16 protein-coding genes are annotated in these 21,922 nt (G+C 73.1%); 13 read left to right on the forward strand and 3 right to left on the reverse strand.

The genetic code is table 11. From position 1 onward, the window contains the following. Positions 1-90: 90 nt before the first annotated feature. Positions 91-1,323: a S53 family peptidase gene (locus tag K7862_RS03050; RefSeq protein ID WP_222960217.1), complete on the reverse strand. Its 1,233-nt coding sequence runs from the start codon at positions 1,321-1,323 to the stop codon at positions 91-93. Positions 1,324-1,801: 478 nt separating this feature from the next. Between K7862_RS03050 and K7862_RS03055 the strand changes: the two genes are divergently transcribed. The 12 genes from K7862_RS03055 (at position 1,802) to K7862_RS03105 (ending at position 16,464) form a co-directional block, all read left to right on the forward strand. Then, positions 1,802-2,395, forward strand: a complete 594-nt coding sequence (locus K7862_RS03055; RefSeq protein ID WP_222960398.1) for a TIGR02234 family membrane protein — start codon at positions 1,802-1,804, stop codon at positions 2,393-2,395. A gap of 144 nt (positions 2,396-2,539) precedes the next feature. Further along, entirely contained in the window at positions 2,540-2,800 is a 261-nt protein-coding gene (locus tag K7862_RS03060; RefSeq protein ID WP_222960218.1) for an HGxxPAAW family protein, read from the forward strand. A 134-nt stretch (positions 2,801-2,934) separates the two neighbouring features. After that, positions 2,935-3,399 (forward strand): DUF2752 domain-containing protein, encoded by a 465-nt coding sequence (locus tag K7862_RS03065; RefSeq protein ID WP_308011816.1) that lies wholly within the window; start codon positions 2,935-2,937, stop codon positions 3,397-3,399. Between the two features lie 159 nt (positions 3,400-3,558). Next, the gene (trpC, locus tag K7862_RS03070; RefSeq protein WP_222960220.1) at positions 3,559-4,368 is read left to right on the forward strand and encodes an indole-3-glycerol phosphate synthase TrpC; all 810 of its coding nucleotides are present in this window, start codon (positions 3,559-3,561) and stop codon (positions 4,366-4,368) included. Positions 4,369-4,625: 257 nt separating this feature from the next. Then, positions 4,626-4,769, forward strand: a complete 144-nt coding sequence (gene trpM / locus K7862_RS38410; protein ID WP_372461487.1) for a tryptophan biosynthesis modulator TrpM — start codon at positions 4,626-4,628, stop codon at positions 4,767-4,769. A 117-nt stretch (positions 4,770-4,886) separates the two neighbouring features. Continuing rightward, positions 4,887-6,176: a tryptophan synthase subunit beta gene (gene trpB / locus K7862_RS03075; protein ID WP_222960221.1), complete on the forward strand. Its 1,290-nt coding sequence runs from the start codon at positions 4,887-4,889 to the stop codon at positions 6,174-6,176. After that, complete coding sequence (gene trpA, locus K7862_RS03080) at positions 6,173-6,988, forward strand: tryptophan synthase subunit alpha (protein WP_222960222.1); 816 nt, start codon at positions 6,173-6,175, stop codon at positions 6,986-6,988. The genes trpB and trpA overlap by 4 nt, the downstream gene beginning before the upstream one ends. A 177-nt stretch (positions 6,989-7,165) precedes the next feature. Next, positions 7,166-7,984 (forward strand): DsbA family protein, encoded by an 819-nt coding sequence (locus tag K7862_RS03085; RefSeq protein ID WP_222960225.1) that lies wholly within the window; start codon positions 7,166-7,168, stop codon positions 7,982-7,984. Between the two features lie 73 nt (positions 7,985-8,057). Then, positions 8,058-9,077 carry a prolipoprotein diacylglyceryl transferase gene (gene lgt, locus K7862_RS03090; protein WP_222960231.1) on the forward strand — a complete coding sequence of 340 codons (1,020 nt, stop codon included), beginning with the start codon at positions 8,058-8,060 and terminating at the stop codon, positions 9,075-9,077. Positions 9,078-9,230: 153 nt separating this feature from the next. Beyond that, the gene (locus K7862_RS03095; RefSeq protein ID WP_222960232.1) at positions 9,231-9,995 is read left to right on the forward strand and encodes a VIT1/CCC1 transporter family protein; all 765 of its coding nucleotides are present in this window, start codon (positions 9,231-9,233) and stop codon (positions 9,993-9,995) included. Between the two features lie 468 nt (positions 9,996-10,463). Then, positions 10,464-15,008 carry a glutamate synthase large subunit gene (gltB, locus tag K7862_RS03100; RefSeq protein WP_222960233.1) on the forward strand — a complete coding sequence of 1,515 codons (4,545 nt, stop codon included), beginning with the start codon at positions 10,464-10,466 and terminating at the stop codon, positions 15,006-15,008. Next, positions 15,001-16,464 carry a glutamate synthase subunit beta gene (locus K7862_RS03105; RefSeq protein ID WP_222960235.1) on the forward strand — a complete coding sequence of 488 codons (1,464 nt, stop codon included), beginning with the start codon at positions 15,001-15,003 and terminating at the stop codon, positions 16,462-16,464. Before gltB ends, K7862_RS03105 begins: the two co-directional genes overlap by 8 nt. A gap of 172 nt (positions 16,465-16,636) precedes the next feature. On the opposite strand, the gene K7862_RS03110 is transcribed toward K7862_RS03105, so the two are convergent. Together K7862_RS03110 and K7862_RS03115 are read right to left on the reverse strand one after the other, a co-directional pair. Further along, entirely contained in the window at positions 16,637-17,560 is a 924-nt protein-coding gene (locus tag K7862_RS03110) for a hypothetical protein (protein WP_222960238.1), read from the reverse strand. A gap of 152 nt (positions 17,561-17,712) precedes the next feature. Then, on the reverse strand, positions 17,713-18,840 hold the full coding sequence (locus K7862_RS03115) for a serpin family protein (protein WP_308011817.1): 1,128 nt from the start codon (positions 18,838-18,840) through the stop codon (positions 17,713-17,715). A 286-nt stretch (positions 18,841-19,126) separates the two neighbouring features. Between K7862_RS03115 and pepN the strand changes: the two genes are divergently transcribed. Continuing rightward, complete coding sequence (gene pepN / locus K7862_RS03120) at positions 19,127-21,619, forward strand: aminopeptidase N (RefSeq protein WP_222960241.1); 2,493 nt, start codon at positions 19,127-19,129, stop codon at positions 21,617-21,619. The last annotated feature ends 303 nt before the right edge of the window (positions 21,620-21,922 follow it).

The following is a 21,922-nucleotide window of genomic DNA, read 5'->3' on the forward strand; positions in this document are numbered from 1 at the left end:
CGCCCGGGGCTCCGACACGCACGCGTGCCCCCCGCCGGGACCGGCGGGGGGCACGCGCTGTCGTGCGGTGGGTCGGACGACCCGGTCGGGTCAGCCGTGGAAGGCGGTCACGCCGTTCGGGGTGCCGAGCCCGGTCGGACCGTCGTAGCCGCTCTTCGCGGTGCACAGGTACGAGCCGGAGCAGGACCCGTTCGAGCCGCTGACCACGTCGTTGAGCGAGCCGGTGTGCGCGTACGGGAAGGACGCCGGGGTCGAGCCCGAGGACGGCGTGCCGGCCAGCGCGTACACCGAGGCGATGATCGGCGAGGAGGCGCTGGTGCCGCCGAACACCTCCCAGCCGGTGTCGCCGCCGTAGGTGTCGTAGACCGCGACACCGGTGGCCGGGTCGGCGACCGCGGACACGTCGGCGATGGTCCGCCGGCTGCAGCCGGTGTCCTTCTGCCAGCTCTGCTTGGCGTCGTACGCCGAGCAGCCGGAGCCGGTGCCGTTCCACACGGTGTCGGTCCAGCCGCGGGTGGTGGACGACTTCTTCAGCGAGGTGCCGCCGACCGCGGTGACGTACCGCGAGGCCGCCGGGTACTCGGCGCCGTAGCCGCTGTCACCCGCGCTGACGGTGATCGCCACGCCCGGGTGGTTGAAGTACGAGCTGTCGTACGAGGTGTCCGAGGACGACTCGCCGCCGCCGTAGCTGTTGGACACGTACTTGGCGCCCAGCGACACCGCGGTGTTGACCGACTTGCCCAGGTTGGCCATGGACGCGGAGCTCGCCTCGACCAGCAGGATGTGGCAGCTCGGGCAGGTGGCGCTGACCATGTCCAGGTCGAGGGATATCTCCTCGGCCCAGCCGGCGTCGGCGCTGGGCAGCGACGACGTGCCGCTCTGGCCCACCTTCTTGAAGCACCCGTTGGCGGTGGTGCACGCCGCGAGTCCGTACTGCGACCGGTACTTCCCCAGGTCCGCCTCGGCGTTCGGGTCGTCGTAGGCGTCGACGATCGCCACCGTGGCCCCCGATCCGCCGGTGGACGGCAGGCCGTAGGCGCTGTGCAGGTCGGAGGGACCGTAGCCGGACGGGGTCGCCGCCGGGTTGACCGAACGGGCGGACATGGCCAGCGAGTTGACACCGCTGGTGACCTTCAGCGCCTTGCAGGCCATCACACCGGGGTGGGTGCTCACAGCACAGGAACGGGCGGTCGTCAGGCTGTGTACGGCCGGTGCGGCGCCCGCGGCGGGGGACAGGGCGAATCCGGTGACGGCCAGGCCGGCCGCCGCGGTGAGGGCGAGGCCGGCGCGGCGGGCCGCTGCCGGGGTGGGGGTCGATCGCAAGCTGATGCCTCCTGCTGTGGGGTAAGGGCATGGGGCGTGCGGTGTGTGTGATGTCCGAGCTGCGCAGAGTGAGCGCAGAGACGAGTGGGACGGTAGGGCTGACGAGCGCACGTCAACAAGACGGAGTCGGGAATCTATACCTCTGCTTTACTCACGGGTAGATCCGCGCCATGCGTTTTCGGTGCCGTGAACGCCCAGGCGGACACGTGTAGATGGGTGCTCCACCGAACGTCTGTGCAGATCCTGTGAGCGGCCGTCAGCGCATTCGCCGCCGCCCATTCCGCACCCCGGGCGCGGGCCCCGGCGGGCGGCAGGGGATAGTGGTGGGGTGAGTGCAGTACCGCCGCCGCGCGCGGAAGAGGAAGCCGAAGCCGCCGCCGGGGCGGGCGGCACAGCCGCCGACCGGCCGGACGGGACGGCCGCCGGCGAACACGACGGCACGGCCGCCGCGGCACCGTCCGCCGCCCGCCGTACCGCGATGCGGGCGCTGGCCGCCGCGCTCCCGCTCGGCGCCCTCGGCGCCGCCCTCGTACTCCTGGGGTCCGGCAAGACCTGGAGCACCGGCCTCGCCGAGTTCGCCGGCACCGGCCTGCACGTCCGCGCGTCCGGCACCTCCACCACCGCCCTGCCCGGCGCGCTCGCGCTGGTCGGCCTGGCCTCCCTGGTCGCCGTGTTCGCCGTGCGCCGCGCCGGCCGCTACGTGGTCACCGGACTGCTCGCGCTCAGCGGTCTCGGGGTGGTCGTCACCACGCTCACCCATCGCGGCGACCGGCACGCCCTCGACGCGGCCGCCGCCGGCGCCACCGGCCTGCGGCACGCCACCGCCACCCACACCGGCACCACCGCCTGGCCGCTGGTCGTCGTCGCGGGCGGCGTCCTGCTGCTCCTCGCCGGACTGCTGGCGCTGCGCTACGGCCGTCACTGGCCCGCCATGTCCAGCCGGTACGACCGCAAGAACGGCAAGGCGCCCGCCCGGCGCCCCAGCGCGCCCCCGCCCGTGGACCCGGACCGGGCCGAGGACCTGTGGAAGGCCCTCGACCGGGGCGAGGACCCGACGCAGTCCGCGGACTGACCCCGGCCGCCGCGCCCGGGCCGGGGGCCGTTTCACCGGCCCCCGTGCACGGCCGTCCCCGGGGCGCGCAACAATGGACCTGAAGCGGACGCCCCACGTGGCGCCCCCGACCCACCCGACCGCGAACCTCTAGAGGGAGCACTCATGGCGGCACAGCACGACCACGGACACACCCCCGCCGCCTGGACCGGCGTGATCATCGCCTTCGTCGGCTTCATCGTGGGCGGTATCTGCATGGTCGCGGCCCAGCCGGTCGGCTTCTGGGTGGGTATCGGGATCATCCTGCTGGGCCCGGTCGTCGGCGGCATCATGCGCCTCATGGGTCTGGGCAAGGCGGACGAGCCCATCGCCATGGTGCCCGCGACGACCAGCGAGGACCAGGCGCGCGTTCACGCGAACGCGTGAACCCCCGCAGCTGAACGACGTCCGCCCCTGAGCGGCCGGAAACGGCCCCCGCGGGCACGGACACCCCAGGCGCAGTCACCGGACCCCACGGTCCGCGGGCTGCGCCTGCGCGCGTCCCGGCGCAGACTCGACGCGTGAGCCTGCAGCGTGCGGACGTCCCCGGATCCCCCGCCCACCCCGGCGCGCCCGCGCGACCCGTACCGGCGGCCCTGCGCCGCGCCGCGGTGCCCCTCGCGGTGCTCGGCGGCGTGGGCGCGGCCTTCGGCTACGTCGCCGCCGTCGACCCCAACAGCCCCGGCCACTACCCGGTCTGCCCGCTGCTCCACTACACCGGCCTCTACTGCCCCGGCTGCGGCGGTCTGCGCGGCGCCTACGCCCTGGCCCACGGGCACCTCGGCACCGCGCTGGAGTGCAACGCGCCGGCCGTCGCCGGATACGCGGTCTTCGCCGTCGTCTGGACGGCGTGGCTGGTCGCGGCGCTGCGCGGCCGCCCCTTCGAGCCCGCCCTCACCCGCGCCCACCGCTGGGCCTTCTGGACGCTGCTGATCGGCTTCGGGGTTGTCCGGAACCTGCCGTTCGGTGCGGCCCTCGCGCCGTGACGGCGCCCTGCCTGTGACAGCATCTGTCCAGGTCGTGGGACTGCGCAGCGCCTGATTCGGGTCGGCCGCCCACCGCCCGATACCATCGGGAGTGCCGGCAGCCGACGCTGGTGGCTTGATCATTTCGCTGTTCGTCCCGGCCGGAAGGGGAGTTCTCGCGTGAGTGTGCTCGACGAGATCATCGACGGAGTCCGGGCTGACCTCGCCGAGCGACAGGCCCGGGTCTCCCTCGACGAGCTCAAGGAGCGGGCCGCGCGGGCGCGCGAGGCCCAGGACGGCGTCGCCGCGCTGAGCGGGGACAGCGTCAAGGTGATCTGCGAGGTCAAGCGCTCCAGCCCGTCCAAGGGCGCGCTGGCCGCCATCGCGGACCCCGCGGGGCTGGCCGCCGACTACGAGACGGGCGGCGCCGCCGCGATCAGCGTGCTCACCGAGCAGCGCCGGTTCGGCGGGTCGCTGGCCGACCTGGAGGCGGTCCGCGCCAAGGTCGACATCCCCGTCCTGCGCAAGGACTTCATCGTCACCGCGTACCAGTTGTGGGAGGCCCGCGCCTACGGTGCGGACATCGCGCTGCTGATCGTGGCCGCCCTGGAGCAGCCGGCCCTGGAGTCGCTCATCGAGCGCGCCGTGTCGATCGGGCTCACCCCGCTCGTGGAGGTCCACGACGAGGAAGAGGCGCAGCGGGCGGTCGACGCCGGGGCGCGGGTCATCGGCGTCAACGCGCGCAACCTCAAGACGCTCGAGGTGGACCGCGGTACGTTCGCCCGGCTCGCGCCGGAGATCCCGGACCACATCGTCAAGGTCGCCGAGTCGGGTGTGCGCGGGCCGCACGATCTGATCGCGTACGCGAACGACGGGGCGAACGCGGTGCTGGTGGGGGAGTCGCTGGTGACCGGGAAGGACCCCAAGGGGGCCGTCGCCGATCTGGTCGCGGCGGGGGCGCATCCCGCGCTCCGGTTCGGCCGCAACTGATCTCCTCCGGAGTACCCGCGCCCTCTCCTTGCCGCACTCCGTCCCGCCCCGGGAAGGGCGACACCTCGCCCTTCCCGGGCGTAGCCTGGGGGCCCCGCGCCCCTGATCAGTCGCCCTCTGCCCGTTGAGGGAGCAGCCGCAGCCTGGGTGATGGCTGACCTGGCCCGTTGACGCGAACCGTAGGCCGCGGAGGCGGGGGTGGCAGGGGGAGGTCAGTTGGTTGCCGCGCAAGGCGGGGGACCCCGTAGACTCGGGCCATGCCCGTCGCGTCCCGCCTCGCCCCCGGTTGCCGCCCCCGCGGCTGCCGCGCGCCCGCGCGCCGCGTCCTGGGCCGTCGCGTCCGGTACGTGATCGGCTGCGAGCCCGGCCAGGTGAACGGCAGGCGATGGCGTCGCGGCTGAACCGCGATCACCACCTGCCGCCGGCGGAACCGGCACGTCCCCCTCGGGGCTGACCCCGCCCCGGCAGCAGGTGCAGCACGTCCTCAGCCGTACCCACACACCTGCCAGGGGCACCCCATGTCAGAAAAACCCGAGTTCTTCCTGCCCGACCCGGACGGCGTCGTGCCGAGCCCGGAGGGCTACTTCGGCGCGTTCGGCGGCAAGTTCATCCCGGAGGCGCTGGTCGCCGCCGTCGACGAGGTCGCCGCGGAGTACGAGAAGGCCAAGGCCGACCCCGCCTTCGCCGCCGAGCTCAACGACCTGATGGTCAACTACACCGGCCGACCCAGCGCCCTCACCGAGGTGCCGCGGTTCGCCGAGTCCGCGGGGGGCGCCCGCGTCTTCCTCAAGCGCGAGGACCTCAACCACACCGGCTCGCACAAGATCAACAATGTGCTCGGCCAGGCCCTGCTCACCAAGCGGATGGGCAAGACCCGCGTCATCGCCGAGACCGGCGCCGGCCAGCACGGCGTCGCCACCGCCACCGCGTGCGCCCTGTTCGGCCTGGAGTGCACGATCTACATGGGCGAGGTCGACACCGAGCGGCAGGCCCTGAACGTGGCCCGGATGCGCATGCTGGGCGCCGAGGTCGTGGCCGTGACCTCCGGCAGCCGCACCCTCAAGGACGCCATCAACGAGGCGTTCCGCGACTGGGTCGCGAACGTCGACCGCACCCACTACCTGTTCGGCACCGTGGCGGGCCCGCACCCGTTCCCCGCCCTGGTCCGCGACTTCCACCGGGTGATCGGCGTCGAGGCGCGGCGGCAGCTCCTGGAGCGCACCGGGCGCCTGCCGGACGTCGCGGTGGCGTGCGTCGGCGGCGGCTCGAACGCGATGGGGCTGTTCCACGCGTTCCTGCCCGACCAGGACGTGCGGCTGGTGGGCTGCGAGCCGGCCGGCCACGGCGTGGAGACCGGCGAGCACGCCGCGACCCTGACCGCCGGGGAGCCCGGCATCCTGCACGGCTCCCGTTCGTACGTCCTCCAGGACGACGAGGGCCAGATCACCGAGCCCTACTCGATCTCGGCCGGCCTGGACTACCCGGGCGTCGGCCCGGAGCACTCCTTCCTCAAGGACAGCGGCCGCGCCGAGTACCGCGCGGTCACCGACGACGCGGCCATGCAGGCGCTGCGCCTGCTGTCCCGCACCGAGGGCATCATCCCGGCCATCGAGAGCGCCCACGCGCTGGCCGGCGCGCTGGAGATCGGCCGCGAGCTCGGCCCCGAGGGCCTGGTCCTGGTCAACCTCTCGGGACGCGGCGACAAGGACATGGACACCGCCGCCCGCTACTTCGGGCTGTACGACGACGGGGCCGCCGAGGGCGCGGCCGCTACCAGCACGGGCGCGGGAGCGGGGGACGGGCAGTGAGCGGGAACATCGCACTTCTGGAACAGGCCATCGCGGGCGCCAGGGCCGAGAACCGGGCCGCGCTCGTCGCCTACCTGCCGGCCGGTTTCCCGACGGTCGACGGCGGCATCGCGGCGATCACCGCGGCCTTCGAGGGCGGCGCCGACGTCGTCGAGGTCGGTCTGCCGCACAGCGACCCGGTGCTCGACGGCCCGGTCATCCAGACCGCGGACGACATCGCCCTCAAGAACGGCGTGCGGATCGCCGACGTGCTGCGGACCGTCCGCGAGGCGCATGCCGCCACCGGCAAGCCGGTGCTGGTCATGACGTACTGGAACCCCGTCGACCGCTACGGCGCCGAGCGGTTCGCCGCCGACCTGGCCGAGGCGGGCGGCGCCGGCTGCATCCTGCCGGACCTGCCGGTCGAGGAGTCCGAGGCCTGGCGCAAGGCGGCCGAGCAGCACGGTCTGGCCACCGTGTTCGTTGTCGCGCCCTCCAGCCGGGACGAGCGGCTCGCCAAGATCACCGCGGCCGGCAGCGGCTTCGTCTACGCCGCGTCCCTGATGGGCGTCACCGGCACGCGCGTGAGCGTCGGAGCGCAGGCCGCCGACCTGGTGCGGCGCACCCGGGCGACCACCGAGCTGCCGGTCTGCGTCGGCCTCGGCGTCTCCAACGCCGAGCAGGCCGCCGAGGTCGCCGGGTTCGCCGACGGGGTGATCGTCGGCTCGGCCTTCGTCAAGCGTCTGCTGGACCACGGCGACTCCCTGGACGAGGGCCTGGCCGCGGTCCGCGAGCTCGCCGCCGACCTGGCGCAGGGCGTCCGCAAGCGCTGACCCCGCCGGGCATCGCGCGCCCGGGCCGCCCTCGCGGTCCGGGCGCGTCGCCGTTCCCGGGCTTCTCCGGAGCGCACCCCCGGAGCCGTCCCCCCGAAGCCGTCCCGGTGTCATCCATTCCGGCGAATTTCCGCGCGTCGAGGGTCCGCGGGCCCGGGCCGGGCGTTGTTCAGGGATGTGAGCAATCGGAATCGTGACGGGAAGCAGAGCGCGCGCGAGGCGCTCAGGGAACAGCGCGCCAGAGAGGCGGCGCGGGCCAAGCGGAAGCGGACCGCGGTGGTCGCGGGGGCGGTGGTCGGCGTGCTGGCGGTCGGCACCGGGATCGGCCTGGCCGTCGCCAACAGCGGCAGCAGCGGCGGCAGCAGTTCCGCCTCCGGCTCCGTGGTCCCGCCGAAGGGCGCGATCGGGAAGAACAGCCTGGTCATCCCGGTCGGCGCGGCGAACGCGCCCTCGACGCTGACCATCTACGAGGACTTCCGCTGCCCGGCGTGCGACGCCTTCGAGAAGGCCTTCACGCCGACCATCCACCAGCTCGAGGACACCGGCCAGATCCGCACCGAGTACCACCTGGTGACGCTGATCGACGGCAACCTCGGCGGCACCGGCTCGCTGAACGCCGCGAACGCCGCCGCCTGCGCGCAGGACGCGGGCAGGTTCCGGGCGTACCACGACGTGATCTACAACAACCAGCCCGACGAGCGGGACGACAAGTTCGCCGACAAGAACACCCTGCTGCAGCTCGCGGACAAGGTCCCGGGCCTCAAGACGCCCGCCTTCACGAGCTGTGTGACGAACGGCACGCACGACAGCTGGGTGAAGAAGTCCAATGACGACTTCAACGCCTCGGGCTTCAACTCCACCCCCACCGTCCTGCTGAACGGCAAGAGCATCTACGGCGGGTCGAACAACCTGACCCCGGCCTCGCTGACGCAGATGGTGCAGGCGGCGAACAAGGGGAAGCCCGCCGGGACGGTCACCGCGACCCCGCCGTCCTGAGCCCGGACGTTATCCAGCCGTAGCCGGGTGGGTTGCCGTATCACCCGCCCGGCACGGTAGCGTCGGTGATGCCATGGACCTCGCATACATTCCCAGCCCGTCGCACGGTGTCGTCCATCTCGGACCCGTGCCGCTGCGCGGCTACGCCTTCTGCATCATCATCGGTGTCTTCGTGGCCGTCTGGCTCGGAAACAAGCGGTGGATCGCCCGTGGCGGCACCGCGGGCACGGTGGCGGACATCGCCGTGTGGGCGGTGCCCTTCGGCCTGATCGGTGGCCGGCTCTACCACGTCATCACCGATTACGAGCTGTACTTCACCCACGGCAAGGACTGGGTCAACGCCTTCAAGATCTGGGAGGGCGGGCTCGGCATCTGGGGCGCGATCGCGCTGGGCGCGCTCGGCGCGTGGATCGGCGCGCGCAGGCGGGGCATCGCACTGCCGGCCTACGCCGACGCCATCGCCCCCGGCATCGCCTTCGCCCAGGCCATCGGCCGGTGGGGCAACTGGTTCAACCAGGAGCTGTACGGCAACCCGACGAAGCTGCCGTGGGGCCTGAAGATCACCAGCTCGGCCGGCGACCGGGTCCCCGGCGTGTACCAGCCGACGTTCCTGTACGAGTCGCTGTGGTGCGTGGGCGTGGCGCTGCTGGTGATGTGGGCGGACCGCCGCTTCAAGCTGGGCCATGGCCGCGCCTTCGCCCTGTACGTGGCCGCGTACTGCACGGGCCGCTTCTGGATCGAGCACATGCGGTCCGACTACGCGCACCACATTCTGGGACTGCGTCTCAACGACTGGACGGCGATCATCGTCTTCCTGGCGGCCGTGGCCTACATCGTGCTGTCCGCGAAGCTGCGGCCCGGCCGCGAGGCCGTCGTCGAGCCGAACGCGGCGGGTGCGGCCGAGACCGCCGGTGGGGCGGACGGGACGGCCGAGGGCGACGAGGCCGGGGCGGCTCCGTCCGCCGAGACCTCCGGGTCCGCTGAGTCCTCGGAATCCTCCGGGTCCTCCGGGGCCGGCGCGCCCGTCGAGGACGCCGAGGCGGCCGCCGGGACCGCCCGCGAGGAGTCCTCGCCCGCGGCCCAGCAGGGCTGACGCGACGCCCGGCGGGCCGCACGACCCCCGCCCGAGGCGCTGTCTTCCCAGGTCAGGGCAGCCTTTCCTTGCTGGCAGCGCCTCGCGTTCCCGCGTACGGTGGCTGACGTTTCCTGAGTAGTACGGGCGCGGTGTGCCCGGGGAGGGGTCAGCATGAGCACGGTAGTCGCGGGCGGTACCGAGGCCGCGGAGGCGGCCGGAACCGCCGAGGCACCCGCAGCCCAGCACGTGTCCCACCACTCGCACCGCGACGTCAGCGGCGGCTGGCTGCGGCCCGCGGTGTTCGGCGCGATGGACGGCCTGGTGTCCAACCTGGCCCTGATGACGGGTGTGGCCGGCGGCGAGGTCGGCTCGCACACGCTGGTCGTGACCGGTCTGGCGGGCCTGGCGGCCGGGGCGTTCTCCATGGCGGCCGGCGAGTACACCTCCGTGGCCTCCCAGCGTGAGCTGGTCGAGGCGGAGCTGGCCGTCGAGCGGATCGAGCTGGACCGCAACCCCGAGGACGAGCTGCGCGAGCTGGCGTCGCTGTACGTGGCCCGCGGCGTCGAGCCCGAGCTGGCCCACGAGGTGGCCCGCCAGCTGTCCGCCGACCCGGAGCAGGCGCTGGAGATCCACGCGCGCGAGGAGCTGGGGGTCGATCCGACCGACCTGCCCTCCCCGGTGGTGGCGGCCGCGTCCTCGTTCGTCTCCTTCGCGCTGGGCGCGCTGCTTCCCGTGCTGCCGTACCTGCTGGGTGCGAGTGTGCTGTGGCCGGCCGTGCTGCTGGCCCTGCTCGGGCTGTTCGGCTGCGGGGCGGCGGTGGCCAGGGTCACCGCGCGGTCGTGGTGGTTCAGCGGGGTGCGGCAGCTGGTGCTGGGCGGGGCGGCCGCGGCGGTGACGTTCGGTATCGGTACGGCTATCGGCTCCGCCGTCGGATAGGGCCGGTCCGCCCCGGGCCCGGGCTCGACCCTCGGCACCTCCGGGGTGCCCCCGGGCCGCCGTTGCCGACTGCTGCGCCGTCGTGGCTTGTCGCGCTGCGGCATCTCCCGGACGAAGTCTGGGGGACCTCACGCCCCTGTCATCGCTTGCCGTGCGTCGAACCGGCCGAGCCCCGGTAAACGGGTTGTTTCAGCGACGGGGCGACCGGGCATCACTCGTGAACGCGCCGGGCAAAGTCGCCATGCCGCGTACCTCCTCGCAGACCACACCCCCGGATACCGGCAGCGCGCTGGCCAGAACTGATCGCTCAACCCCCTGGTGTGTCCACATGCTGGAATCACATATCCGAGTCTCGAACATCCGGTCATCATGTAACCTGCACGAAATCGCAGAGGGCCAACGTCGTCCCTGTTGCGCATGCCGATGACAAGGCGATGCATACCAGCCACAGACGACGACGGGAGAGCCATGCGTTCGCGTTCCGCGTTCATGGACGGGCACCCCGCCCCGCAGGGGATGTACGACCCCCGCAATGAGCACGACGCCTGCGGCGTCGGCTTTGTCGCCACCCTCACCGGCGAGGCGAGCCATGGGCTCGTGGAGCAGGCGCTGACCGTCCTGCGCAACCTGGAGCACCGCGGCGCGACCGGCGCCGAGCCCGACTCGGGCGACGGCGCGGGCATCCTCGTCCAGATCCCGGACAGCTTCCTGCGGGCGGTCACCGGCTTCCCGCTGCCCGACCCCGGGTTCTACGCGGCCGGCGTGGCCTTCCTGCCCGTCGAGCACGAGGACCGCACCAAGGCCGTCGACGCCATCGAGCGGATCGCCGCCGAGGAGGGCCTGACGGTCCTGGGCTGGCGCGAGGTCCCGATCGGCCCCGACCTGCTGGGCGCCACCTCCCGCTCGACCATGCCGTTCTTCTCGCAGCTCTTCGTCGCCGACAGCGAGGGCGTCCGCTCCGGCATCGCGCTGGACCGTCCCGCGTTCGTGCTGCGCAAGCGCGCCGAGCGCGAGGCCGACGTGTACTTCCCGTCGCTGTCCGCGCGGACCATCGTCTACAAGGGCATGCTGACCACCGGGCAGCTGGAGCCGTTCTTCCCGGACCTGTCCGACGAGCGGTTCGCCACCGCGATCGCGCTGGTCCACTCGCGGTTCTCCACCAACACCTTCCCGAGCTGGCCGCTGGCCCACCCGTACCGGTTCGTCGCGCACAACGGCGAGATCAACACGGTCAAGGGCAACCGCAACTGGATGCGGGCCCGCGAGTCGCAGCTGGCCAGCGAGCTGTTCGCCGGCGACCTCGAGCGGATCTTCCCGGTCTGCACCCCCGGCGCCTCCGACACCGCGTCCTTCGACGAGGTGCTGGAGCTGCTGCACCTCGGCGGCCGCTCGCTGCCGCACAGCGTGCTGATGATGATCCCGGAGGCCTGGGAGAACCACGCCTCGATGGACCCCGCGCGGCGCGCCTTCTACCAGTACCACTCCACGCTGATGGAGCCCTGGGACGGCCCGGCCTGCGTCACCTTCACCGACGGCTCGGTCGTCGGCGCGGTGCTGGACCGCAACGGACTGCGTCCCGGCCGCTACTGGGTCACCGACGACGGCCTGGTCGTGCTCGCCTCCGAGTCCGGCGTGCTGGACATCGCCCCGGAGAAGATCGTCCGCAAGGGCCGGCTGCAGCCGGGCCGGATGTTCCTGGTCGACACCGTCTCGCACCGGATCGTCGAGGACGACGAGATCAAGGCCGAGATGGCCGCGCAGCACCCGTACGGGGAGTGGCTGGACGCCGGCCTGATCGACCTGGCCGACCTGCCCGAGCGCGAGCACATCGTGCACACCCACGCCTCGGTCACCCGCCGCCAGCAGACCTTCGGCTACACCGAGGAGGAGCTGCGGGTCATCCTCGCGCCGATGGCCAGGACCGGCGGCGAGCCGCTCGGCTCGATGGGCACCGACTCGCCGATCGCCGCGCTGTCCGAGCGCCCCCGGCTGCTCTTCGACTACTTCACCCAGCTCTTCGCGCAGGTCACCAACCCGCCGCTGGACGCCATCCGCGAGGAGCTCGTCACCTCGCTGATCTCCACCATCGGCCCGTCCGGCAACCTGCTGGAGCCGAGCCCGGCGTCCTGCCGCAACATCACCCTGCCGTTCCCGGTGATCGACAACGACGAGCTGGCCAAGCTCATCCACGTCAACGCCGACGGCGACATGCCCGGCCTGAAGGCCGCCACGCTCTCCGGCCTGTACCGGGTCACCGGCGGCGGCAAGGCCCTGGCCGCGCGGCTCGCCGAGATCTGCGCCGAGGCCGACGCGGCCATAGAGGACGGCGCCCGGCTGATCGTGCTCTCCGACCGGCACTCCGACGCCGAGCACGCCCCGATCCCGTCGCTGCTGCTGACCTCGGCGGTGCACCACCACCTGATCCGCACCAAGCAGCGCACCCAGGTCGGTCTGCTGGTCGAGGCCGGCGACGTCCGCGAGGTCCACCACGTCGCGCTGCTCATCGGCTACGGCGCCGCCGCGGTCAACCCGTACCTGGCCATGGAGTCCGTCGAGGACCTGGTCCGGGCCGGCACCTTCCTGCCCGGCGTCGAGTCCGAGACCGCGATCCGCAACCTGATCAAGGCCCTCGGCAAGGGCGTCCTCAAGGTCATGTCCAAGATGGGCATCTCGACCGTGGCGTCCTACCGCGGCGCGCAGGTCTTCGAGGCCATCGGCCTGGACGGCGACTTCGTCGACACCTACTTCCACCTCACCGACAGCAAGATCGGCGGGGCGGGCATCGACGTCATCGCCGCCGAGGTCGCCGCCCGGCACGCCAAGGCCTACCCGGCCTCCGGCATCCCGGCCGCGCACCGCAGGCTGGAGATCGGCGGCGAGTACCAGTGGCGCCGCGAGGGCGAGCCGCACCTGTTCGACCCCGACACGGTCTTCCGGCTGCAGCACGCCACGCGCACCCGCCGCTACGACATCTTCAAGCAGTACACCGACCGCGTGAACCAGCAGTCCGAGCGGCTGATGACGCTGCGCGGCCTGTTCGGCTTCACCTCCGGCCGCCCGTCGATCCCGGTCGAGGAGGTCGAGCCGGTCAGCGAGATCGTCAAGCGGTTCTCCACCGGCGCCATGTCGTACGGCTCGATCTCCCGCGAGGCGCACGAGACGCTGGCGATCGCCATGAACCAGCTCGGCGGCAAGTCCAACACCGGCGAGGGCGGCGAGGACCCGGAGCGGCTGTACGACCCGGCCCGCCGTTCGGCGATCAAGCAGGTCGCCTCCGGCCGCTTCGGCGTCACCTCGGAGTACCTGGTCAACGCCGACGACATCCAGATCAAGATGGCGCAGGGCGCCAAGCCCGGCGAGGGCGGCCAGCTGCCCGGCCACAAGGTCTACCCGTGGGTCGCCGGCACCCGGCACTCCACCCCCGGCGTGGGCCTGATCTCGCCGCCGCCGCACCACGACATCTACTCCATCGAGGACCTCGCCCAGCTCATCCACGACCTGAAGAACGCCAACCCCCGGGCGCGCGTCCACGTCAAGCTGGTCTCCGAGGTCGGCGTCGGCACCGTCGCCGCGGGCGTCTCCAAGGCGCACGCCGACGTGGTGCTGATCTCCGGCCACGACGGCGGCACCGGCGCCTCCCCGCTCACCTCGCTCAAGCACGCGGGCGGCCCCTGGGAGCTGGGCCTGGCCGAGACGCAGCAGACGCTGCTGCTCAACGGCCTGCGCGACCGCATCGTCGTGCAGACCGACGGTCAGCTCAAGACCGGCCGCGACGTGGTGATCGCCGCGCTGCTCGGCGCCGAGGAGTTCGGTTTCGCCACCGCGCCGCTGGTCGTCTCCGGCTGCGTGATGATGCGGGTGTGCCACCTGGACACCTGCCCGGTCGGCGTCGCCACCCAGAACCCCGTGCTGCGTGAGCGCTTCACCGGCAAGCCGGAGTTCGTGGTGAACTTCTTCGAGTTCATCGCCGAGGAGGTCCGCGAGATCCTCGCCGAGCTCGGCTTCCGCACCATCGAGGAGGCCGTCGGCCACGCCGAGGTCATCGACGCCGGACGCGCCATCGACCACTGGAAGGCGCAGGGCCTGGACCTGGCCCCGCTGCTGTACGTGCCGGAACTGCCCGAGGGCGCGGTGCTGCACCGCACCACCGAGCAGGACCACGGCCTGGACAAGGCCCTCGACAACGAGCTGATCCGGCTCGCCGCCGAGGCCCTGGAGTCCGGCGCCCCGGTCCGCGCGCAGGTGGGCGTCCGCAACGTCAACCGGACCGTCGGCACCATGCTCGGCCACGAGGTGACCAAGAAGTACGGCGGCGCCGGCCTGCCCGACGACACCGTCGACATCACCCTCACCGGTTCCGCCGGCCAGTCCTTCGGCGCGTTCCTGCCCCGCGGCATCACGCTGCGGCTGGAGGGCGACGCCAACGACTACGTCGGCAAGGGCCTGTCCGGCGGCCGCGTCATCGTCCGCCCGGACCGCGGCGCGGACCACCTCGCCGAGTACTCGACCATCGCGGGCAACACCATCGCCTACGGCGCCACCGGCGGCGAGCTGTTCCTGCGCGGCCGCACCGGCGAGCGGTTCTGCGTCCGCAACTCCGGTGCCACCGTGGTCTCCGAGGGTGTCGGCGACCACGGCTGCGAGTACATGACCGGCGGCCGCGCGGTCGTCCTCGGCGCCACCGGCCGGAACTTCGCGGCCGGCATGTCCGGCGGTATCGCGTACGTCCTCGACCTCGTCGCGGAGAACGTCAACACCGGCATGGTCGGGATCGAGGCGCTCGACGCCGACGACATCACGTGGCTGCACGACGTGGTGCGCCGCCACTTCGAGGAGACCGGCTCCACCGTCGCCGAGCGGCTGCTCGCCGACTGGGGCGGCGCCCTCACCCGCTTCGGCAAGGTCATGCCGAGGGACTACAAGGCAGTGCTCGCCGCCAAGAACGCCGCCGAGCAGGCCGGACTCTCCGAGTCCGAGACCACCGCGAAGATGATGGAGGCGGCAAATGGCTGACCCCAAGGGCTTCCTCACCACCGGCCGTGAGACCTCCCCGACCCGCCCGGTCGAGGAGCGCAAGCAGGACTGGAACGAGGTCTACGTCCCCGGTGGCCTGCTGCCGATCATCAGCAAGCAGGCCGGCCGCTGCATGGACTGCGGCATCCCGTTCTGCCACAACGGCTGCCCGCTGGGGAACCTGATCCCCGAGTGGAACGACTACGCCTACCGCGAGGACTGGCAGGCCGCCTCGGAGCGGCTGCACGCCACCAACAACTTCCCGGAGTTCACCGGGCGGCTGTGCCCGGCGCCCTGCGAGTCGGCGTGCGTGCTCGGCATCAACCAGCCGCCCGTCACCATCAAGAACGTCGAAGTCACCATCATCGACAAGGCGTGGGACAGCGGGGACGTCACCCCGCAGCCGCCGGAGCGCCTGTCCGGCAAGACCGTCGCGGTGATCGGGTCCGGCCCGGCCGGGCTGGCCGCCGCCCAGCAGCTCACCCGGGCCGGCCACACCGTGGCCGTCTACGAGCGGGCCGACCGCATCGGCGGGCTGCTGCGCTACGGCATCCCCGAGTTCAAGATGGAGAAGCGGCACATCAACCGGCGCATCGAGCAGATGCGTGCGGAGGGCACCAAGTTCCGCACCGGCGTGCAGATCGGCACCGACCTGGACGCGGCCAAGCTGGCCAAGCGGTACGACGCGGTGGTCATCGCGGCCGGCGCCACCCAGTGGCGGGACCTGCCCGTCGAGGGCCGCGAACTGACCGGTATCCACCAGGCGATGGAGTACCTGCCGCTCTCCAACAAGGTGCAGGAGGGCGACTTCGTGGCGCCGCCGATCACCGCGGAGGGCAAGCACGTCGTGGTCATCGGCGGCGGCGACACCGGCGCGGACTGCGTCGGCACCGCGCACCGCCAGGGCGCGCTGTCCGTCACCCAGCTGGAGATCATGCCGCGGCCGTCGGACGACCGGCCCGCGCACCAGCCGTGGCCGACGATGCCGATGGTCTACAAGGTCACCTCCGCGCACGAGGAGGGCGGCGAGCGGGTCTACGCCGTCAACACCGTCCGCTTCACCGGCGACGAGCAGGGCAACGTCCGCGAACTGCACCTGGTCGAGGTGGTGTTCGACAACGGCGCGTTCGTCCCGCAGGAGGGCACCGAGCGGATCATCCCCGCCGACCTGGTCACCCTGGCCATGGGCTTCACCGGCACCGACCAGTCCAACGGCATGATCGACCAGCTCGGTCTGGCCCTGGACGCCCGCGGCAACATCGCCCGCGACGCGGACTACGCGACCAACGTCGACGGCGTCTTCGTCGCCGGCGACGCGGGCCGCGGGCAGTCCCTGATCGTGTGGGCGATCGCCGAGGGACGCTCGGCCGCGCGGGCCGTGGACGCCTACCTCACCGGACTGCCGTCCGCGCTGCCCGCGCCGATCAGGCCGACGGACCGGCCGCTCGCGGTCTGACCCGTCACCGTCCCCGCGACGGACCCAGGATGTCCCGCACAACGGCGTGCGGAACGCGGTAACACCAGCGGCGCCCGCCACTCCCCGACCAAGGAGGCGGGCGCCGCTGCCGTGTTCGTCCGGTGACCGGCAACGACCGCGGGAGCCGGCCGCCCGCGGGACCGGCACCGGGTCAGGTGTCGCAGTCCAGCACGCTCTGGCACAGGGTGCAGCGCGCCCGCAGCCGGCCCCGGCTGGGAAGCCGTATCCGCTGGTGGCAGGTCGGGCACGGGAACGACACCCGCGGCGCCGACGGCGGTCCGTCGAACGTGTAGTCCGCACCCGGGGCCAGCGCCCGGCGGTCCTTGGCGTAGCGGCGCCGCGCCGCCCAGCCCGCCGCGGCCAGCGGCGGCCGGTGCAGGTCCTGGCGCGCCCGGGCCAGCCCCGCCCGGTAGGCGTCCCGCGCCTGCGCGCTGCGGAACCACGGCTCGATGTCGTCGCCGAACGCCAGCGCCCGCTTGGCCAGCACGTACCCGAACTCCTCGGGCGTGAGATACCCCAGTTTGTACGCCGACATCATCAGCCGCTCGCCGCGGATCGCGGCCTCCTCCCGGTAGGCGTCCAGCAGCAGCCAGCCCGCGCCGAGGTAGGCCGTCGCGGTGTCGGTGAGGATCTCGTTGTCGCGGGTGCCGGGGAACTCCAGCCCCAGGCGGTGCAGATAGACGTGCATCACCTCGTGCGCCAGCGCCGCGCCCACGTCCCGGCGGTCGGTGCGGAACCGCGCGTGCAGCTCGATGAAGTACTCGGGTCCCGCGGCCAGTTCGACGTTCCCGGCGTGCACCATGTCGCGGAAGCCCACCACCATCCGGGCGTCCGGCAGCCGGAAGTGCTGGACCATCACGCGGGCCACGCGCTGCGCCCCGAGGTAGAGGTCCTCGTCGTCGGGGAAGTCCACGAGTTCCGGGTGGACGCTGGTCGCGAACCGGGCCACGCCGTCCGCGGACAGCCGCCGGTAGACCGCGGTCAGGGCGGACTGGATGGTCCCCAGGTGCGGGAAACCGTGCACGATCGGCTCGCTCGCGGCGGTGGACGCCCCGGGCTCGGCTGGCTCGGCCATGAACACCTCCCCTGACGATCGAGCCTACGCGTCGCACCGAGCCGTTGTCGCCGTCCCCGGAGCCCCGTCACCCGCCCTGCTTCCGCCGCTGTTCCGCCGCTGCTTCCGCCCGTGGACGTGCCCGACCCCCGCTTCCGCCGGCCGGCACACGCTCACGAACGGCCGGACCCGCCCACCGGCAGCGGGCCCGGGTCGACCGGGGCGTTCGCCTGCCAGGCGGCGAGCAGCGGCACCTCGCCGGCGGCCGGCAGCACCACGACACCGAAGGGCCGGTCGAAGGCGATGTGCAGCGGATCGGTCCGCCCGGCCGCGAGGGACCTGGTCATCATCACCGTGGTCACCGCGGCGGCCTCCACTCCCTGTTCCGCGACGCGCAGCAGGCACTCCTGCGCCACCTGGGAGACCCTCAGCCGCTCCTCGGACAGCAGGGAGAAGTCCGCCGCGCCGCTGGTGGCCGACCGCACGCCCAGAGCGGGGAGATGGGGGGTGACGTCCGTACCGGCGCGCAACGACAGCCGCGGCAGCGCCACGGTGACCCGTTCGGCCCGCACCGGCACCGGCTTCCCCGACCACGCCTCGGGCAGCACCTGCCCGGCCGGCGCGTCCGGCGCGCCGAGCAGGAACCGCACGCGGGCGCCGGGCGCCCCGTCCGGCGCCGCCGCACACGGCAGTTCGACCACCGTGGCGCCGCCGGGCGTGGCCCACACCGCGTGCGACGGGACCGGGCCGTGCATCGTCGGCACCTGACGGACGACGCCGTCGGCATCCCGGAAGTCCCGCGGACGGGTTCGGTCCGGAGCGAACGGCCGCGCCCAACGGGCCTTCAGCGCAAGCGCGTTGACCAGCACCAGAAGCGCGCTCCCCGGCGCCCGCAACGGCAGGGCGGCGATCAGGCCGCCGGTCGCCGCCCGCACCCAGGCGTCCAGCGCCTCCTGGTCCCCGAGCGGCCCGGCCGCCACGTCGGGCAGCGCCGCCCGGTACGGCGCGAGCAGCGGCGCCCGCGTCCACAGACTCGTCGCCACGGCCAGCGCGTCGGTGCCGGCCAGGGCCCGCGCCACCTCGGTAGTCGCCTCGCCCGCCGCCGGGCCCGCCGTGCCGAGGAGTGCCCGCAGTTCCGCGGCGGTCTCCCGCGCCGCACCGGCCGCGACGGCGGCCAGCGCCAGCCACAGCCCGGCGGGGGAGCAGACCAGGTTCCCGCCCCGCGCCGCGGCGTCCCCGGCCACCACCGGCACCCAGCGCCCGGCGAGGGACCGGATCGCCGCCGCCGGCGCGCTGCTCATGTCGGTCATGGTCTCCCCTGCGCCGGTTCACCCTGCCAGGCCGCGCCCGTGAGCCGTGCCCTGTGTCACGGTAGCCACAGGGGCACGGAAGCGGGCACGGACGCCTACGCCGACACGGACGCCTACGCCGACACCGTACAAGTGGCCGCCAACGGGACGGTTCGGTCACCGGGAGCCGCCGGCCGGCGACCCAGGAGCGGCACCGCGGGCCGCCACGCCCGGAAAATCGCACGACTGACCGGGAAATCCGTATCCAGCGGCTCGCAGGTGAGGCAGCATGAGCCGCATGCCAGCTCTGACCCGCGCGGAAGCCGAGACCCGCGCCCGCGACCTGTCCGTCCAGCGCTACGCGATCGACCTCGACCTCACCAGGGGCGAGGAGATCTTCGGATCGACCACGGTGATCCGGTTCACGGCGCTCCAGGACTGCGACACCTTCGTCGAACTCAGACCCGCCGCGCTGCACCGCGCCGAACTCGACGGCAGGGCACTGGACCCCGGGCTGCTCGACGACAACCGGCTGTCGCTGACCGGGCTGACCGCGGGCGAACACGAACTGCGGGTCGAGGCCGACATGCGCTACTCGCGCACCGGCGAGGGCATGCACCGCTTCACCGACCCCGCCGACGGCGAGGCCTACGTCTACACCCAGCTCTTCATGGACGACGTGCAGCGGGTCGCCGCCGCCTTCGACCAGCCGGACCTCAAGGCGGTGTTCGACGTCGAGGTGACCGCGCCCGAGGAGTGGACGGTGCTCGGCAACGGGCTCGCCACCCGTACCGCGCCCGGCCGCTGGCGGCTGGCCACCACACCGCCGCTCGCCACGTACTTCCTGTGTGTGGTCGCCGGCCCCTACCACTCGGTGCGCACCGAGCACGCCGGCATCCCCTTCGGCCTGCACTGCCGCCGCTCGCTCGCCCCCTACCTGGACCGCGACGCCGGCGAACTCCTCGACATCACCCGCAAGTGCTTCGACCGGTACCACGAACTCTTCGACGAGCCCTACCCGTTCGACTCCTACGACCAGGCGTTCGTGCCCGAGTTCAACGCCGGCGCGATGGAGAACCCGGGGCTGGTCACCTTCCGCGACGAGTACGTCAGCCGCTCCGCGGTGACCCCCGCCGAAGCGCAGTTCCGCGCGGTCGTCGTCGCCCACGAGATGGCCCACATGTGGTTCGGTGACCTGGTCACCCTGCGCTGGTGGGACGACATCTGGCTCAACGAGTCGTTCGCCGAGTACATGGGCTACCAGGTGATCAGCGAGGCCACCGCCTTCACCGGCGCGTGGAACGACTTCGCCGTCGTCCGCAAGGCGTGGGGCACCGACGCCGACCAGCGGCCCTCCACCCACCCCGTCGCCCCGGAACCCGACGCCGTCCCCGACACCGCCTCCGCGCTCACCAACTTCGACGGCATCTCCTACGCCAAGGGCGCGTCCGCGCTGCGCCAGCTCGTCGCCTGGCTCGGCCGCAAGGAGTTCCTGGCCGGCATCAACGAGCACTTCGCCCGGCACCGCTTCGGCAACGCCACCCTCGCCGACTTCATCGACTCGCTGTCCTCCGCCACCGACCGCGACGTGCCCGCGTGGGCCGACGCGTGGCTGCGCACCAGCGGACTCGACACCCTCACCCCGGCCGCCTCGCCCGCGCCCAACGGCTGGCGCCTGGAGGTCCAGCACGCCGGCAGCCGCCCGCACCGCATCGGCGTCGGCCTGTACGACCGGGCCGTGACCGACCCCGGGCAGCTCGTCGAACGCGCCCGCACCACCTTCGACATCACCGCCACCTCGGTGGTGGAGAAGCGGGAACTGTCCGGGCCGCGGCCCGACCTGATCCTGCTCAACGACGGCGACCTGACCTTCGCCAAGGTCCGGTTCGACGAGCGCTCCTGGGAGACGCTCGCCGACACCCTCGGCAGCCTGCCGGACCCGCTCAGCCGCGCCGTCGCCTGGAACGCCGCCCGCGACCTGGTCCGCGACGGGCGCATCACGCCCGCCGACCACCTCGCGCTGGCCTGCCGCCACCTGCCGGTCGAGACCGACCCGTACCTCGTCGAGGGCGTGCTCACCTTCACCCGCACGACCGTCGTCGACCGCTACCTGGCGCCGGACCTGCGCACCGACGCGCTCGCCTCCCTCGCCGAGACCAGCCGCGCGCTGCTGGACACCGGACGCGAGGGCAGTCTGCTGTCGGCCACCCGCGCCCTCATCGACTGCGCGGTCACCGAGGAGGACGCGGCGCGGCTGCGCACCTGGTACGAGGACGGGGCGATCCCCGGAGCGCCCGAGCTCGACCCGGAACTGCGGTGGCGGCTGCTGCTGCGGCTGTGCGTGCTGGGGGCGGCCGGGGCCGCGGAGATCGACGCGGAACTGGCGCGGGACACCAGCGCCAAGGGGCTCGAAGGGGCCGCCCGCTGCCGGGCGGCACTGCCCGAGGCGGCGGCCAAGGAAGCGGCGTGGGCGTCGATGTTCCACGACGACGCCCTGTCGAACTACCTGTTCACCGCGACCGCGCAGGGTTTCTGGCACCCCGAGCAGCGGGACCTGCTCGCGCCGTACGCCGAGCGGTACTTCCCCGACGCGACGGCGCTGGCCGCTCGGCGCGGGCCCGCGATCGCGGAGGCGGCCGGGCGGTACGCGTTCCCCTTCACGGCGATCGACCCCGCGACCCTGGCGTCGGGGCGGGCCGCCCTGACCGACCCCGAGCTGACCCCCGCGCTCCACCGCGCCCTCACCGACCGCCTCGACGACCTCACCCGCACCCTCCGCCTCCGCCCCTGAGCCCAAGCCCGCGCCCACCCGGGATGCCTCAGCCCCTGGTGCCGCCGGTGCCCCGCAGGGGCGCGGGGAACCGCGCGGCCGGCCGTCGCGGTGCCGCACTCCGCCACCGGCCCGCGGGGGCTCTTCGTGCCGGCACCGGCCGACCGGCGGCCCCCCTGCCTGGGCAGGGCAGGCCACGGCGTGCCCGGGGACGCGGACGGCAGGGGCGGAACGGGTCCGGGCGAGCCCGGGGGAGCGGGCAGTCCGGGGGAAGGGCGAAGGGCAGCGGGGGAACCGCGCCGGAGGCGATTGCGTGCCTTGGCG

Origin of the sequence: Actinacidiphila acidipaludis, from assembly GCF_019890725.1 — a bacterium.
GTDB classification, from domain to species: Bacteria; Actinomycetota; Actinomycetes; order Streptomycetales; family Streptomycetaceae; genus Actinacidiphila; species Actinacidiphila acidipaludis.

Bases quoted from the DNA above. Each gene is read 5' to 3' on its own strand.
- K7862_RS03055 (WP_222960398.1), top strand. From the start codon at position 1,802: ATGCGGGCGCTGGCCGCCGCGCTCCCGCTCGGCGCCCTCGGCGCCGCC.
- K7862_RS03060 (WP_222960218.1), top strand. From the start codon at position 2,540: ATGGCGGCACAGCACGACCACGGACACACCCCCGCCGCCTGGACCGGC.
- trpM (WP_372461487.1), top strand. From the start codon at position 4,626: ATGCCCGTCGCGTCCCGCCTCGCCCCCGGTTGCCGCCCCCGCGGCTGC.
- trpB (WP_222960221.1), top strand. From the start codon at position 4,887: ATGTCAGAAAAACCCGAGTTCTTCCTGCCCGACCCGGACGGCGTCGTG.
- lgt (WP_222960231.1), top strand. From the start codon at position 8,058: ATGGACCTCGCATACATTCCCAGCCCGTCGCACGGTGTCGTCCATCTC.
- K7862_RS03095 (WP_222960232.1), top strand. From the start codon at position 9,231: ATGAGCACGGTAGTCGCGGGCGGTACCGAGGCCGCGGAGGCGGCCGGA.
- gltB (WP_222960233.1), top strand. From the start codon at position 10,464: ATGCGTTCGCGTTCCGCGTTCATGGACGGGCACCCCGCCCCGCAGGGG.
- K7862_RS03105 (WP_222960235.1), top strand. From the start codon at position 15,001: ATGGCTGACCCCAAGGGCTTCCTCACCACCGGCCGTGAGACCTCCCCG.
- K7862_RS03110 (WP_222960238.1), bottom strand. From the start codon at position 17,560: ATGGCCGAGCCAGCCGAGCCCGGGGCGTCCACCGCCGCGAGCGAGCCG.
- K7862_RS03115 (WP_308011817.1), bottom strand. From the start codon at position 18,840: ATGAGCAGCGCGCCGGCGGCGGCGATCCGGTCCCTCGCCGGGCGCTGG.
- pepN (WP_222960241.1), top strand. From the start codon at position 19,127: ATGCCAGCTCTGACCCGCGCGGAAGCCGAGACCCGCGCCCGCGACCTG.